Annotated in this window: 12 protein-coding genes and 1 pseudogene; all 13 read right to left on the bottom strand. The window is 55.9% G+C overall.

All coding sequences use genetic code 11. The annotated features are described in order from the left end of the window. Positions 1-34: 34 nt before the first annotated feature. Positions 35-766 carry an isochorismatase family cysteine hydrolase gene (locus tag ABQ298_02575; GenBank protein ID MEQ9823248.1) on the bottom strand — a complete coding sequence of 244 codons (732 nt, stop codon included), beginning with the start codon at positions 764-766 and terminating at the stop codon, positions 35-37. Positions 767-812: 46 nt separating this feature from the next. Further along, positions 813-2,075, bottom strand: coding sequence for a Zn-dependent hydrolase (locus tag ABQ298_02570; protein ID MEQ9823247.1), 1,263 nt, complete (start codon positions 2,073-2,075; stop codon positions 813-815). Positions 2,076-2,090: 15 nt separating this feature from the next. Then, entirely contained in the window at positions 2,091-4,040 is a 1,950-nt protein-coding gene (gene asnB, locus ABQ298_02565) for an asparagine synthase (glutamine-hydrolyzing) (protein MEQ9823246.1), read from the bottom strand. Between the two features lie 124 nt (positions 4,041-4,164). Further along, a complete protein-coding gene (locus ABQ298_02560) occupies positions 4,165-5,256 on the bottom strand; it encodes an aspartate carbamoyltransferase (GenBank protein MEQ9823245.1) in 1,092 nt (363 codons plus the stop codon). Positions 5,257-5,260: 4 nt separating this feature from the next. Continuing rightward, a complete protein-coding gene (locus ABQ298_02555; protein MEQ9823244.1) occupies positions 5,261-5,383 on the bottom strand; it encodes a hypothetical protein in 123 nt (40 codons plus the stop codon). 20 nt (positions 5,384-5,403) lie between these two features. Beyond that, positions 5,404-6,837, bottom strand: coding sequence for a sodium:solute symporter family protein (locus ABQ298_02550; protein MEQ9823243.1), 1,434 nt, complete (start codon positions 6,835-6,837; stop codon positions 5,404-5,406). After that, on the bottom strand, positions 6,834-7,328 hold the full coding sequence (locus ABQ298_02545; GenBank protein ID MEQ9823242.1) for a hypothetical protein: 495 nt from the start codon (positions 7,326-7,328) through the stop codon (positions 6,834-6,836). Before ABQ298_02545 ends, ABQ298_02550 begins: the two co-directional genes overlap by 4 nt. Before the next feature lie 123 nt (positions 7,329-7,451). Continuing rightward, on the bottom strand, positions 7,452-8,339 hold the full coding sequence (locus ABQ298_02540; protein ID MEQ9823241.1) for a glycine betaine ABC transporter substrate-binding protein: 888 nt from the start codon (positions 8,337-8,339) through the stop codon (positions 7,452-7,454). Between the two features lie 57 nt (positions 8,340-8,396). Continuing rightward, positions 8,397-9,086: pseudogene (locus ABQ298_02535) on the bottom strand (ABC transporter permease subunit). 622 nt (positions 9,087-9,708) lie between these two features. Continuing rightward, on the bottom strand, positions 9,709-10,914 hold the full coding sequence (locus ABQ298_02530) for a glycine betaine/L-proline ABC transporter ATP-binding protein (protein ID MEQ9823240.1): 1,206 nt from the start codon (positions 10,912-10,914) through the stop codon (positions 9,709-9,711). Between the two features lie 52 nt (positions 10,915-10,966). Further along, complete coding sequence (locus ABQ298_02525) at positions 10,967-12,247, bottom strand: hypothetical protein (GenBank protein ID MEQ9823239.1); 1,281 nt, start codon at positions 12,245-12,247, stop codon at positions 10,967-10,969. Positions 12,248-12,356: 109 nt separating this feature from the next. Beyond that, positions 12,357-12,890: a MarR family transcriptional regulator gene (locus ABQ298_02520; GenBank protein ID MEQ9823238.1), complete on the bottom strand. Its 534-nt coding sequence runs from the start codon at positions 12,888-12,890 to the stop codon at positions 12,357-12,359. A 318-nt stretch (positions 12,891-13,208) separates the two neighbouring features. After that, on the bottom strand, positions 13,209-14,339 hold the full coding sequence (locus ABQ298_02515) for a glycoside hydrolase family 88 protein (GenBank protein ID MEQ9823237.1): 1,131 nt from the start codon (positions 14,337-14,339) through the stop codon (positions 13,209-13,211). Between the last annotated feature and the right edge of the window lie 279 nt (positions 14,340-14,618).

The following is a 14,618-nucleotide window of genomic DNA, read 5'->3' as shown; positions in this document are numbered from 1 at the left end:
CGGCACATCGATCCATTGCCCTTGAGGGAATTTCTCATGACTGCGCTGCACTGCCAGGTGTATCCACATAGGTCTGGATATCCTCGATCGCCTGTTGCGTCGAAATCACACGTGCGTAGCGGTCCTTGAGTGTCGCGATGGAGGCGCGGTGCAGCATCTCAGTCACTGTTGTGCAGCCATCTTCCACCATCGTCACGGAATATCCGAGATCGCAGGCGTCCCGGATCGTCGTCTCTACGCATTCATTGGTGTAGACGCCGACCACAAACAATGCCCCTACTCCCATGTTCTTGAGCACGTAGTGAAGGTTCGTACAGGAAAACACCCCACTGGCGGTCTTGTTGATCACGATTTCGTCTCCCTGCGGTTCGATTTGCTCGAGAAAATCCGCCTCGCGGGAGCCGGGTCGTGCAAGCAGCTGCAGCCGCTTGTGTCCTGTTGAACGGTCCCGTCCATCCTGAGTCAGTGCCTGAATGCGCACATGAATCACCTCAAGCCCATGGGTGCGAAATGCATCCTGCAATCGACGCACGTTTGGCAGCACATAACCATTGAGTGTGTCAAAATAGTAGCGCCGATCCTGTTCACTGACTCCCGACACCTCGGGATTTTGAAACACTCCGTAGCCCTCGGCGGCATCCAGGTACTGCAAGTCGATGCAGAGCAGTGCAGTGCCCGCGTTGGACAACTGCTTAAAATGCATCGGGTGGTCCACGATCGATTCGTGGTAGATTTGTTTCAGGGGATCACTGGGTGCGGCACTCATTATATTGTTTTCAAAATTCGATTTCTCAGATGCAGGAACGGCTGCCTCAGGCAACCCTCGCATCCATCTGCAATATCATTTCAAGCAGGAGATTTGCACCTGCCTCAATATCACTCCATTCCGTATATTCACCGGGGTCATGGCTCAAGCCCGCTTTACTGGGCACAAAAATCATGCCGATGCGAGTCAGATTCGCCATGATTTGGGCATCGTGCGCTGCTCCACTGTTCATGCAATGCGCCTGAAGTCCCCGTTTCCGCGCTGAGCTTTCCAGCAGAGCGACCATTTCCGGATCGCAGGAAACCGGCGGAATCCAACTCAGCTGCTCGCGCTCACAGCCCAAACTGCGGCGCTGGCAAATTGCCCGTAAAGATCGGGCAAAGGCCTGCTCCAGTTCCCGGAGAATCTCGGGGTTCGGGTCACGAACATCCAGGGTGAATTCCACAAATCCCGGAACCGTGTTTGCAGCACCGGGCAAAATCTGGGCGCGCCCAATCGTTGCACGACTCTCCTCAGTGCCATATTCCTCCAGAACCCGCGATACCGAAAACGCAAACTCTGCGAGTCCCATGAGCGCATCCTGCCGCAGGTTCATCGGTGTCGTACCCGCGTGATTGCTCTGTCCCACCAGACACACCCGCCACTTGAAGAGTCCGGTGATCGCCTGAACGATGCCCACTTGCTTACCCAGGTGGTGCAAGACCGGCCCCTGCTCGATGTGTAACTCCAGATAGCCCGCGATTTGTGAGGGATCCTGCCCCACAGACAAGGCCGCTTCGGGATCCATTCCCTGCTGTTGCATCGCCTGTCGCAAGGTCTGCTCCTCAGCCTCACAGTAATACTCCAGGCGTTCTGGCGTTACTTTTCCGCAATAGGCCTCCGAACCAAACATGCCGCCAAAGCGACCCTCTTCATCGCTGAACGCCACCAATTCAATATCCCTCTCCGGTATCCAGTTCGCATCCATCAGGGTCTGCAGGCACTCCAGCGCACTGAGCACGCCCAGACTACCGTCCAGTGCTCCCCCGCGCGGTACAGTATCGGTGTGCGATCCCACGACCAATCGAGGCCGGTCTCCGCTTCCCTTGAGCAACGCCTTCACGTTGCCAGCCCCATCCATTTGCGCAGGCAGTCCCAGTGCTTCCAGTTTTCCGATCAACCAGCGTCTCGCTTCGAGGTCCGCATCCGAAAAAGCTGTGCGATAAAGCGCACCATCACTCTCGTTGCGACCAAACTGCGCAAGTTCCTCCACGTGGGATTTCAGGCGTTCCAGGCGAACGCGAGGCGGGTTTGCATCGGTCTCAGGCATGATCACAATCTCAACTCAGCGCTGAATGAAGAGCGAATCCATGATCTGCAGGCAGAGCAGATGGTTGACCACTGTGTCCTTGCGCGTCAGGGACACCGGATCCTGGTCCGCATGATAGGCTTCGAGAAAGTGTTTCACTGCAACCGGATCAAAAAGTCCGGCGGTGCGAATTCGGCTTTCGTTGACATAGGTGTCGAGCAGTTCCTGCAGGCGTCGCTTCTTCGAGGGGTCCGTATGGGCCGGCGGTGCCATGAATGCAAACTTCTCGCGCTTGTAAAGCACCTCTGGCAGTACACCCTTCACCGCTTCGCGCAACACCCATTTTTCAGTGTTCCCCTTGATGCGATACTCTGGCGGGATGCGCGTTGCCACCTGTGCGAGGTGATGGTCGAGAAAGGCGGGTCGCGACTCCATGGAGTTCGCCATGTCCACCCGGTCTCCACCCCAGTTCAAGATCTGACCCTCCAGCTGGGTTTTGCTCCAGGTGTACTGGGCCATATCGAGTGGATGGCGGCCACGGATCATGCCCGCATCCAGTTTCTCCACGATGCCCTCAATCGGATCATAACTGCCCAGAGCAGCCTTCACATCGGCGCTCAGAAGGGGCTTGATCAACTCCAGTGTCGCCATCCAGGGTTGAATCCACGAAGGCGTAAACCCGCAAATATCATCAAATGCCGGATGCGAAAGCTGATCCTCAGCGAGGATGGCACCTTTAAACAGCTGATTCGATTTTTCGAGCTGGGCGTGCAGTAACTGGCGTTCCTTTTCAGGCAGGTGCTTCAATCCGTGCAGAAAATGATCGCGCTTGAGTGCGGGATAACCTGCAAACAGCTCATCCGCCCCTTCACCCGTAATCACAGTGCGGTAGTCACACTGCCAAACGCGGCGGCTCATGAGATTCTTGGCCACACCCAGCGTATTGTAGAAGGAGCGCTCCGCATGGAAAACCGTATTCACGTAGTTGTCGCCATACAAATCATCGGCCTGCAATCGAATCATCTCATGATCGGCCTGCATCGATTGCGCCATTTCCACCGCAATGGCAGACTCGTCATAGGAGTCATGATCAAAGCTGATCGTGAACGCCTTCACCGGACTCTGCATCGCCCCGCTTGCAAGACCCAGAATGCAACAGCTGTCGATGCCACCTGAGAGATAACAACCGACGGGCACATCCGCCTCCAGCCGCAGCACAATCGACTCAATCAGCTTTTCCCTCACCTGCTCAATGGCAGCTTCTTCGCTCATGGGTTCGCGTGCTTCCATCTCGGGAAATTCGTAGTCCCAGTAGCTGTGTTCGCTGACTTCAAGGCGATCTGCTGTCCTGCGAACACGCAACATGCGCCCAGGTTCCAGCGCGCGAATACCGACAAACGACGACATGCCCGGGACCGTGGTCTGCATCATCTGGTGCATCACTGCCTTGGGGTCGATCTGTCGCGGCACGTCCGGATGGGCCAACACCGCCTTGGCCTCAGAACCATAGACCAACGTGTCGTTGCTGAGATGAAAAAAGAGCGGACGAATGCCAAAACGGTCCCGCACCAGGATCAGCTCCTGCTTCTTGCGGTCGAAGAGCGTAAAGGCAAACTCACCGCGCAAGTGCTCCGTAAAAGCGAGCCCGTGTTTGCGGTAGAGCGGAAGCACCACTTCACTGTCCGACTTTGTGGCAAACCGATGTCCCTCTGCCATCGCACGAGAGCGGTGTTTCTTGAAATCATAGAACTCACCGTTGACGGTGAGCACCAGGTCGCCCTGTTCCTCAAATAACGGCTGCTCGCCCGTCGCAAAATCATTGATGATCAGACGGGTGTGGCCCATCAGCAAACCGTTCTCTGCATCGGCATAGTGCTTTTGGCTGTCCGGCCCACGGTGCCGGATTTGCTCCAGCATCGGGCCAATGGCGCGTTCGTGCCTGCTGTCGAGGCGTTGACGGGTGAAGACTCCTGCGATTCCGCACATGATATTTAGGTATGGGTTCGCCGGTTAATGTTGCCCCGGCGTTGGCAAGGTAAAATGAAATCCATTCAACAGACGGACTCGACCATCAGGCCGGGTCCGATTCAGAAAACAGCAACAGCCCTCCTTACTTGAGAAGGGGGATGTCGTCGGGCAGGCGGTCGAGTCGGCCAAAGACCGATATCAACAGTGCCTGCCGAATGAACACCGCACCATGGGCCTGCGTGAAATACAGGTTGTGCTGGGTGTTATCGAGGGAAGTGTCCAGCTCTTTGAGCCGCGCCAGTGGATGCAGGATCACAGACTCCGGTTTGAGTTTGCTCTCGCTGTTGAGCATGTAGCGATTGCCAAGCTGTTGATAGCTCTCCCCAAGCAGTGCGATCGAGTTCATGTAGATCACATCCAGCGTCGGGAGGGCCTCCTGAATATCATTGGTCACCTCATAGTCGATGTCCGCGCCGTCCAGTGCTTCGGTGATGTCGAGTCCAAAGGGATCCGCCATTTCCGAGATCACCGTGACCTTGCGAATCTTACGCCGGAACAATAGCGACATCAGAAGAAAACTCTTCACTGCGCGCATCTGCCCGGGAGTACCAAGGATGCCCAGATTGAGCATCTTGTCATCCTTTTCGTCAGCCAGACCCGGTCTCCATTTCAGTAGGGCATACCAGTCGGCGAGTGCCTGGGTCGGGTGTTCACCGGTGCCGTTTCCAGCATTGATGAGCGGAACCCGAAGGTGTTTGAGGATGCGTTTCAGGCAGTCCGTCTCGGTGTGACGCATGATCACCATGTCACAATAGGCATTGAACATTTCACCAATGTCTTCGAGGGATTCGCCCTTTTTGACTCCGGTCACTCCCCCTTCGGGAATGCTCAGGATGCGTCCTCCCAGGCGCTGCACTGCGCTCTCAAAGGAGAGTCGTGTACGAGTGCTCGCCTCAAAAAATGCGGTCGTGGCGATCTTGCCGTCCAGCACGTGATAGGGTGCGATGTGGAAGTCTTCCAAAATCGCTGCCAACTTTGCGAGCTCGATGACCGTTTCCTTGTCAAACTGCTTCACTTTGAGAATGGACTCATTCTCCAGCTTGCTGAGAACCTGAACGTTGATGGGATTCTCCTCAAATAACGCTCTGGCCTGCGGGTGCAGGTGCTCCGACCCCTCGGGAGGCTTGAGGTTGGGAGCGATTTTATTGGGTTCCAGGTTTTGAAACATAGTCATGGTCTTACCAGATTTTTTTACGGATGAAATCGCGGTACAACAGCACCAACAGGGAACACAGCGCAAGGGCGGTGAGCGCGAGGGAGCCGTAGAGGATCCACTGAGTCAAGTTTTCTGAAAATTGCATGATGGCAAGCACTTGAGGCATTAATGACTTTCACGGGAGAGTTGTTTCCAATCAAAATCGGCGGGGCGCAGCCAGGTGAACACCACCACGACAATCATGGAAACGACGGTTGAAATGAGGGTAGCGGCAAACCACCCGATTGAAAAGTAGGCATAGAGTCCGATCGCACTTCCCAGCACCATTGCCGAGCAGGCTCCCCAGGCATTGGCCCGTTTCCAGTAGAGGCCCGTCAGCACAGGCCAGATCGCACTTCCCACAAGCGGACCCGAGAGAAAAAGCACCGTGACCAAATTCCCAAGGCGCGGCGCACACAGGAACCATGTCACAATACCCAGTCCCACAATGATCCAGGAGGTCGCACGGCGCAGTGTGTCATCCTCGATATCGGGGCGCAGCAGTTTTTTATACACATCCTCCGCCAGGAGGTCCGATGTGGAGGCGAGCAGGCTGTCGATGCTCGAACCCAGGGAACAGAACACGACCACAAACACCACCATCGCACCGACCGGACCCAGCACATGACCCGCCACAAGGGGTCCGACCATGTCCACATCGGTCACATTGATGCCCAGCGAACCGCTAAACAAAGCGATAAAGCCTGCCGCAATCGGAATGGGCAGCCAGAAACATCCGGAGAGCAAAAAGGCCTTGCCCACTTCGTCCCGGCGGATCGCAAACGCACGCGTCCACCACACGTTGTTGTGGAAAACTTCTCCAAAGCCGAAAAACATGTTGTTGAACAGCGAGAGCAGTGCCACTGGCATGAAGACCATTAACAATCCGGGCTGCACCGTCGCGATGCGTTCATAGGCAGCGCCAAAATCGACCCGCGTCATGGCCACCACTCCAATCACGAGAACACCGATAAGGATGATCACGCTCTGGATGAAATCCGTGCCAATGACCGCATAGAGTCCACCCACAAGGGTATAAAGCACGCAAACGATCAAAATCACACTCATGCCCCAGATGTAGGGGATGCCCGCCAGGGCCTGCAGCACGATGCCACCTGCCATGGCCATGCTCACCAGCCAAGCCATGGAATAGACCATGGAAATGAGCAGAAACAAGGCCCATGCCACTGGACCATAGCGCAGTCGGATAAAGTCTCCACTGGTGTAGCCTTTGGGAATCAGCTGACGGATGCGGATCGCCATTGGCGCAAAGAGAAAGAGACCAAAGCTCGCAGTGGCGTAGGCCAGCATGCCCCAGATTCCCATCTGCAGGGCAAACTGCGGAGCGAGCATCACCGTATTCGAGGTCACCCAGGTGGCCATCGCGGTCGCTGTTCCCAGTGCCAGCCCCACGTTACGACCCGCGAGCATGAAGCCGTCGAGGTTTTGCGCTTTGCGCCCCCAATAAAATCCCAGTCCGACCCAGAGCACTCCAAACAGCGCAAGCAGTATCCAGCCCACATTGGGATCGAGTATCGTTTCTTCCTGCAATACCCTCATGATGCCTCCGCGTTGAGATTCCAACCGCGATACCGGCGATATCCCGTCAGTACCGATCCGACAATGCACACCAGCGTGACCGCTCCCGCACTCATCAGCCATACGACTTGTCGTGCGGAAACAAACTCGACACGCACTTCTGTCAAAACGGGTTTGGTTCCCGGCACGGGTTCACCCGATTCTGCATCCAGCGCGCTCAGGCGGTAGTGCCACACTCCAGCCGTCATACCGGAAACAAAGGTGCCAAGATCGGCCCCTTCATAAATCGTCAGCGAATCGCTGAACTGGGCATCCCGGCTGCGTTCGAGTCGATAGTTGGACTGCGCTCCGGCATCCGTCCACCGGAGCGAGAGCGTCCCATCCGTGCTCACGACCGGAGATGTCTCCGGTACAAGCAGTTGGAGCGAACCGTCAGGTTCGCGATCTTGTGCCGTCAGGGTACTGAGACCGAGACACAGGCACAACAGGGCGTAACAACAGGTTGTTTTCATGGGCGGGATAAAGTATCAGAGCAAGCCGCTCTCCCTTGCTGGTTTTTTCGGGTTTGTCGCAGCAACACCGATCTCTGGATTCAGGCATTTGCCCGGCAAGGAGACCGGCAAACTGCTACGGGGTTAGGGAATCCAGGCATCCACGACGGACTCGTTGGCATACATCCACTCCCGTGCGACTTCCACCACTTCGTAGTCCGAATCTTCAATCTTCACCATCAGGTCACTGAGCTGGGGATCCGTGAGATGCATGTTCTTGAGGAAGGCCGCCAGGGTTGGCTTATCCTCAGCAATATCCGCCCGTCCCTGGATGTGAATGCTGCCTTCTTCCCAGACCGTCTTGTCAGCATCCTGCTCAAGAATCTTGAGATCCCAGCGCCCGAACATCCAGTGCGGCCGCCATCCGGTAACCACAATCCACTCCCCTGCTTCCACAGCGGCGGACAATGCGGCCGTCATGGCCGGTCCGCTGGAGGGCACGAGTTCCAGCTCAAGCTCGTATTCCGGGATGATGTAGTCTGCCGTCTGGCGCATCATGCCGGCACCCGAGTCAATTCCGGTAATCACGCCCTTGAACTTGTCCTTGTGCGCATTGAGTTCCGAAATCTTGTCAATGGTGACATAGCTGGGAACAACCAGTCCCAGCGAGGTTCCCTCATAGACCACTCCCAGGTCCACCAGGCGATCCCCCACTTCGTTGAGATAGTCCTGATGAATGCCCGGCCAGCACTCCATGAAAGCATCCTGGTTGCCGTCAGCAACCGCCATGTAGGCAGGTCCCACATCGGCCATGGTCAGGTTGACTTCATAGCCCATTTTTTCCTCGAGAACCACTTTGGCGAGGTGGGTGTAGGCCACCCCTTCAGCCCAGTTGACATAGGCCAGATTTGCCACCTTGGGTTCCTCCGCTCCAGCGGCTTCAGCGCCAGATCCGGTGTTGTCGTTTGCGGTGGGTTGACATCCTGTGAATCCCAAGGTCATCGCACTCAGGATCAGGGTATGTAGTGTCATTTTCAGTTTCTTTGATTTCATAAACAGTTTGAGTTTTTGGGTTTAATTTAGGTCGATTCAGCGTTTCTCACTGATACTTCCGATGGACTGGGTGAGGCGGTCGAGGTAGATCGCAAGGATCACAACCGACAGTCCGCTCTCGAATCCCAGTCCGATTTTGAGTTGGGTGATGCCACTGAGCACAACCTCTCCGAGTCCTCCGGCCCCGATCATGCCCCCAATCACCACCATCGACAGGGCCAGCATGATGGTCTGATTCAGTCCGGCCAGGATCGTGGGCAACGCGATCGGCAGTTGCGCCTTAAACAGCAGTTGCATCGGTGTCGACCCGAAGGACTGCGCGGCCTCCACGACTTCGGTTGGCACTCCACGAATTCCCAGACTGGTGAGGCGCACGGCGGGTGGCATGGCAAAAATCAATGTCGCAATCGCACCGGGTACCTTGCCCAGTCCAAAAAACAAGACCGCCGGGATCAAATACACGAATGCCGGCATCGTTTGCATGAAGTCGAGCACGGGTTTGGACACGCGGTCCACAATCTGGCTTGCCGCCGCAGCGATACCCAGCGGCACTCCGATCAGCAGCGCAAATGCAGTGGCCGAAATCACAAGTGCCAGCGTTTCCACAGTCGGTTCCCAGAACCCCATCGACTGGATGAGTCCGCAACCGATTAAGGTGAAAATTGCCAGTCCCCTACCTGCTCCATACCATGCAAGCAGGATCAGCAACAGGGACGTCACCGCCCAGGAAAACCACGGCAGGGGTGCTGGATTCAGATCCGCCAGTGATGCAGACAGTGTCGCAGCAGACTCGGCGAGCGGACCCTGCCCCATTGCAAGTCGATCCAGAAAGGCGCGTGAACGCTGGTAATTGCTCAGGCTGAGCACACTGGTCAACGCTTCACCCGCATTCGCGCGTTCGATCTGCGTGCGAACCCGTGACAGTTCACGCTGCCCGGAGGGTGCATCAACCGTCTCACGCAGGGCGTCTGGAGCCTGTGCCAGCTGGTCTTCGACCTGGGCAATACCCGCGTGCAGGGTTGTCAGCTGATCAGCGGTCACTGTTTGCGTCAGGCGATGGCTGCGCCAGTTGTGCAATAGGATGCCGGCGATCATCACAGCAACCCCGGCTGCAAGGGCTTGCTTCCACGGCAACTTGCGGGACAACAGTCCGAAACAGAGACCCGCGATGAGCAGCGTCATGAACAACATGGGAAACAGCACACCCGCCTCTACCGAGAGGATGCGTTCCAGCAACAGGATCGCAAAATTGATGGTCGCGCTGATCGCGTCAAACAGTTCACCCAGATTCGCCTTCAGCCAGCGGATGAGGGATTCAAATACTTCTCCAACAGGTAATTCCATGGTATCAGTCTCCAGACAGGGCGGCAAGGATGGCAGGGCGGCTGACAATGCCGCGAAACTCGGGTTCGGCATCCCCAAGCACCACAATGGGCAGTGCGGTTCGCGATGCATCCCCCACAATATCGGCAATGGCCGCGCTCTCCGGTGCCGTGGGTGCATCCGTCTGTATGATGGAACGGATGTGCTTGTTCTTTTGTTCATCCTCTGCCGGTAGAACGGTCTTGGCCAGTTCGGCAGCGGCATCGACCGTGATGTATCCTTTGAAGTGGCGGTTTTCATCCACAACAAAGAGCGTTGACGATCCAAACTCCTTCATCATGCGCAGGCACTGGTGTGGCCCATACGACTCGTAGGCGACCTTCGTCTTGCGCAGGATGCTGCCAGCTGTGATCACACGGGAACGGTCCACATTTTCCACAAAATCCTGCACATACTGGTTGGCGGGATCTGTCAGGATCTCTTCCGGTGTGCCGATTTGTACAATGGCACCGTCTTTCATGATGGCGATGCGACACCCCAGTTTGAGTGCCTCATCGAGATCATGCGTGATGAACACGATCGTCTTGTGCATGCGCGATTGCAATTCGAGCAACTCATCCTGCAACTGCACCCGAATCAACGGATCAAGTGCCGAAAAGGCCTCGTCCATGAGCAAAATTTCGGGATCATTTGCCAATGCCCGCGCCAACCCCACCCGCTGTTGCATGCCGCCGCTGAGTGCCTGCGTCATCTGATCCTGGTAGCCGGACAATCCAACAGTTTGAATAGCCTGCATCGCCTTTTCATGACGCTCCGCCTTGCCGATGCCCTGCACCTCCAGCCCGAAGGCAACGTTGTCGATCACGCTGCGGTGCGGCAACAATCCGAAGCGCTGGAAGACCATGCTCAGTTTTTTCCGGCGCACACTGCGCAGCTGCTCGGCGTCGAGATCCACAATGTTTTGCCCGTCGATGAGCACTTCGCCATCGGTCGGTTCGATCAAGCGATTGAGGCAGCGGATCACGGTGGATTTTCCACTGCCGGAAAGTCCCATGATCACAAAGATTTCTCCCTTTTTCACATCGAACGTCGCATTGTTGATGCCGACCGTACAGCCCGTTTTTTTGAGAATGGTAGCCTTGCTTTCACCATTTTTCACCATGGGCAGGGCGCGATCCCCGGGCTTGTGCCCGAAGATCTTGTACAGGTTGCGAACCTCGAGAACATTCATGTCGTCTTGATGGTTTGTAGGGGTTGCAAGAGTTTTCTGTGGAAATCCAATCCTAGAAATAGTAGCCAAAATTGATGTTCAACCGGCTCTGCCAGGAGGCGTTCAAGTTCGCTCCCTGCGTGGTAAAATCGTCCAGACCGACAAAATAATTTCCGTCAGAAAATGCCAGATCGGTGTAAATGTACCATCCCCCGCGCGCCCAAGCGGCTCCGAGAACTGCAAGCGAGCTGTCCTTAAAGTCGGTTCCATCCGCCGTGCTTCCCGTCTTCAGGATCGAGCTGTACTCCGCGTAGAGCGTCAGCGAATCCAGCCAGTCCAGGTGACCCGTATCCACGCTGTAGCTCACCGCAATCGCAGGAATCACCGCTTCGGTCGCAATTGGCCACGCATAATCGTAGGCTCCGAATGGAATCAACTCATCATCCCCGGTCGCACCTGCACCAATATCATAGTTGTAGTAGGTCAGCTGGGAGTTGACGCGCCACTTGCCCAGGGTGTTCACCATGTGCACCGAACCTGCCACCATGCTGCCATCGTCGCTTTTCTCACCCTCCAGTAGTCCCGCCTGCAGGGAGGCCCCCAAGTCGGTGCTGTCCGAAAGATCCGCAATGACACGGGCGTTGACCTGATGCCGCTCCGCATAGCCGCGTTTTTCCCCCTCGTAGGTCCACATGACCGGATCGTAGGAATAGCGGGCAGAGTCTCGGGAGGCACCCACATAATTGCCCTCATCCGATACGTAGTAAGCAAAGTCCCAGGTCAGGTCACCCCGGGATGTGGTGTATTTGACCCCGAGATCCATGTCATCCGCAAGTCCAACGTAAAAATGCTGATCAAAAAACCAACTGTTGGAGACTCCGTAGGCACCCGGACCAAAGGGCACACGGTTGACTCCCAGCTGCACACTCCAATCGGTTTCACCGGTGTAACCCAGCCAACCGGTGTGCAGCATGTTGTAGCCATTGTACCAACGGTATTCGGCCTTCGCACTCCACGGCCCCTTCACGTAGTCCAGATTGATGCGAAAGGTATCGAGCATCATGTTGCCGCCACTGGAACCGCGCGTCGCTCCCGGACCACTCTCGTAGTCCCCAATCACATAGTTGACGCGCATCGCTCCTCCAATGCTCAGATTGCCGAGCTGTATTTTGGATGGCCCTGTATCCGCAGCACTCGCGAGTGCTGCTTTTGCTTCTGCCAGTTCGCTCTCGAGGCGTTCGACGCGCTGGCGCAGTTCTTCACTGCTTTGCGCCATGAGCATCATGGGCAAACCCGCGATGAGCGAGGCAAGGCCCACGCTGCGTTTTGTCAATTGAATCAATGTGCAAGTCATAGTTTTGTTTTGTAGTTGTAGGGTTTCAGGCCACTTCGCGGAAACGCGAAGCCACGTCGACTCAGCAACGTCCATGCCTGTGGGAAACCTCATGAATCTGCCCGCGAATTCAGACCGTAGCGATATCCAGAAGAGCGGCATCGCTGCCCTGCATCTCCGGGTTGACCCGCTCTGACTCCATCAAGGCGCAGACTTTTTCCAAAGAGAGCGCAATGGTGGCGCGTTCCAGTTCCGGCAACTTTCCGACTGCCGCTTTGAGGTTTTCCTGCAATGGGGAGGGTGAATTTGCAATCAATGCTTTGGCCCGTTCCGTCAGCAGCACACGCACGATGCGACGGTCACGAATGGACCGCTCCCGCACGACATACTCCTGCTTCTCAAGGCGGTCGACAATCCCGACCACCACACTTGGACTCAAATTCACCGCGGTCGCCAATTCCTTGATGGAAAGCGACCCCATTTCGTCGATTCGCAATAGACAGATCAATTGTGGCACCGTCACGCCATAGCGCTGAGATACCCGTTTTGAATAGACATCCACCGAGCGCGCAATGCGCCGAATCGCGCTCAACACCCGCAACTCATAGCTGAGGGCTTGCATCGCATCATCGGCCTCGCGGGCCATGGGAAAAACGTCATCCATCGTTCGGTTTGATCATTGTTTCTGCAAGAATCGTTACCGTAGTAATGAATTCCTCACAGAAAAGGTCAATGTTCAAATCGAAAAGTGTGGAGAAGTCCCGAACCTGCACCCCTCATCGTGGGCACAGATTCATTGCTTTTGTGCAGGGGTTTGCCTTGGCGAACCGGATCCGTGGGCACGCCAATCCCTATCCCTGTTTCCCCCTATCAGACGGGGTGCACCTTCACCATCGGCAAGCGTAGCCAAGGCACGCCACTGCGACCGAATCAGAATTTCCCCAAACCCCGCTAAGGGTGAAGCTGCAATGCCTCGTATCGCTCACTTGGCCAGCTTGTAAACTTCGCTGCCTGCAGCGAGAAATGCACCGACGCCATACACTTCCGTAACCTCGGGCCAGGAGCTTCCAGGTTCGGCACCGATCGGCTGCACGTATCCCAGCATACCATCGTCGTTGACAGCAGCAGTGACGGACTTCCATCCTTTGAGCACAGCCGGGAGATAGGTATCGCGGTCGAGCAATCCGTTGTTGATGCCCCACGCCAGGCCATAGGTGAAAAATGAGGTTCCACTGGTTTCCAGTGTCGGGTAAACATCCGCAGCTAACAGACTCATCGCCCAGTGCCCCTCGTCGGTCTGCAGCTCCACAAGCTTTTCCGCCATCTGGTGATAGAGATCGAGGAAATACCCATAGTGCGGTGAGTCCGGGTCGAGTTCATCCAGAATCAGGGGCAGTCCGGCAAATACCCACCCGTTCCCACGGGACCAGAAGACCTTGCGCCCGTGGTCGCGACGTTCGATGTAGGTATTGTCTCTGAAATAAAGCTGTTCCTCAGGATCCCAGAGATGGTCTGTGGTCGCCTTGAATTCCTCCACCATCCAGTCCACGTAGCGGTCATCGCCAGTGATCTTGCTCAATTTGGCCCAGATCGGCGGAGACATGAACAACGCATCACACCAGGTCCAGCGTTCAAGGTGCTCATACTGGCCCAGCCAAATGGGTTCATCACTCGGATTGGCCATGATGAATTCGAACTGCTCGCGCGTAGGTTCAATTTTTTCCTGACCTCCAAACTTCCGGTACAATTCCACGTAGAGCTGTCCAACGGTGTGATCATCCGCGTGGTAGGGACGATCATGAAGCTCCCAATTGCCGCGTTCTGCAATATCGAGCAAAAAGTCGTAGTATTTGGAATCTTCCGCCATCTCAGCCCACTTGACCATGCCCACCCAAAGCGCCCCGTGTGTCCAGTCGCGGATGTGGTGCGGGTCCTTGCCCACACGAATCGTGTAAGAGGTATCGTCAATGTGCTCAATCTGCCAATCAGCCACACGCTGCATGACGGAGGTTACGGCGTCCTGGGACGGTATTTCGGCACCGTGAAGTGGTGCGCAGATGCTGCCTGCAAGGGCGATGATGACGCCAGCGAACACAAGGGGGGATTTCTTCATAGAACAAGATTGTTTCAGGGGGTAAACATTCGCATCACCGCTACGCGCATGATGCAGGAAAGGGCAAATGTAAAAAGCCAAACCGTGAAATACAAGCGCATTTGACCCGAATCGCATTCCAACCGTCAGATCCGGATTTGCGCGCTGAGCGGAGTTTCCATTTTCGAAGCATGCATGCGGCATCCCTTATGCATGAAATTAGCTGTCGCACTACCCGAAGCCCACAGCCTTTCCCCCTTGCGACGACAAGGAGCTGCCGCACAATCGCTTTTGTCGAAA

This window comes from Puniceicoccaceae bacterium (assembly GCA_040224245.1).
In the GTDB taxonomy this organism is placed as follows: Bacteria; Verrucomicrobiota; Verrucomicrobiia; order Opitutales; family JAFGAQ01; genus JAKSBQ01.
This window is presented reverse-complemented; position numbering and strand designations above follow the sequence as displayed.

Excerpts from the sequence above, each read along its gene's own strand:
- ABQ298_02545 (MEQ9823242.1), bottom strand. The coding sequence starts at position 7,328 with ATGAAAACAACCTGTTGTTACGCCCTGTTGTGCCTGTGTCTCGGTCTC.
- ABQ298_02520 (MEQ9823238.1), bottom strand. The coding sequence starts at position 12,890 with ATGGATGACGTTTTTCCCATGGCCCGCGAGGCCGATGATGCGATGCAA.
- ABQ298_02540 (MEQ9823241.1), bottom strand. The coding sequence starts at position 8,339 with ATGACACTACATACCCTGATCCTGAGTGCGATGACCTTGGGATTCACA.
- ABQ298_02560 (MEQ9823245.1), bottom strand. The coding sequence starts at position 5,256 with ATGACTATGTTTCAAAACCTGGAACCCAATAAAATCGCTCCCAACCTC.
- ABQ298_02575 (MEQ9823248.1), bottom strand. The coding sequence starts at position 766 with ATGAGTGCCGCACCCAGTGATCCCCTGAAACAAATCTACCACGAATCG.
- ABQ298_02530 (MEQ9823240.1), bottom strand. The coding sequence starts at position 10,914 with ATGAATGTTCTCGAGGTTCGCAACCTGTACAAGATCTTCGGGCACAAG.
- asnB (MEQ9823246.1), bottom strand. The coding sequence starts at position 4,040 with ATGTGCGGAATCGCAGGAGTCTTCACCCGTCAACGCCTCGACAGCAGG.
- ABQ298_02515 (MEQ9823237.1), bottom strand. The coding sequence starts at position 14,339 with ATGAAGAAATCCCCCCTTGTGTTCGCTGGCGTCATCATCGCCCTTGCA.
- ABQ298_02550 (MEQ9823243.1), bottom strand. The coding sequence starts at position 6,837 with ATGAGGGTATTGCAGGAAGAAACGATACTCGATCCCAATGTGGGCTGG.
- ABQ298_02525 (MEQ9823239.1), bottom strand. The coding sequence starts at position 12,247 with ATGACTTGCACATTGATTCAATTGACAAAACGCAGCGTGGGCCTTGCC.
- ABQ298_02570 (MEQ9823247.1), bottom strand. The coding sequence starts at position 2,075 with ATGCCTGAGACCGATGCAAACCCGCCTCGCGTTCGCCTGGAACGCCTG.
- ABQ298_02555 (MEQ9823244.1), bottom strand. The coding sequence starts at position 5,383 with ATGCAATTTTCAGAAAACTTGACTCAGTGGATCCTCTACGGCTCCCTC.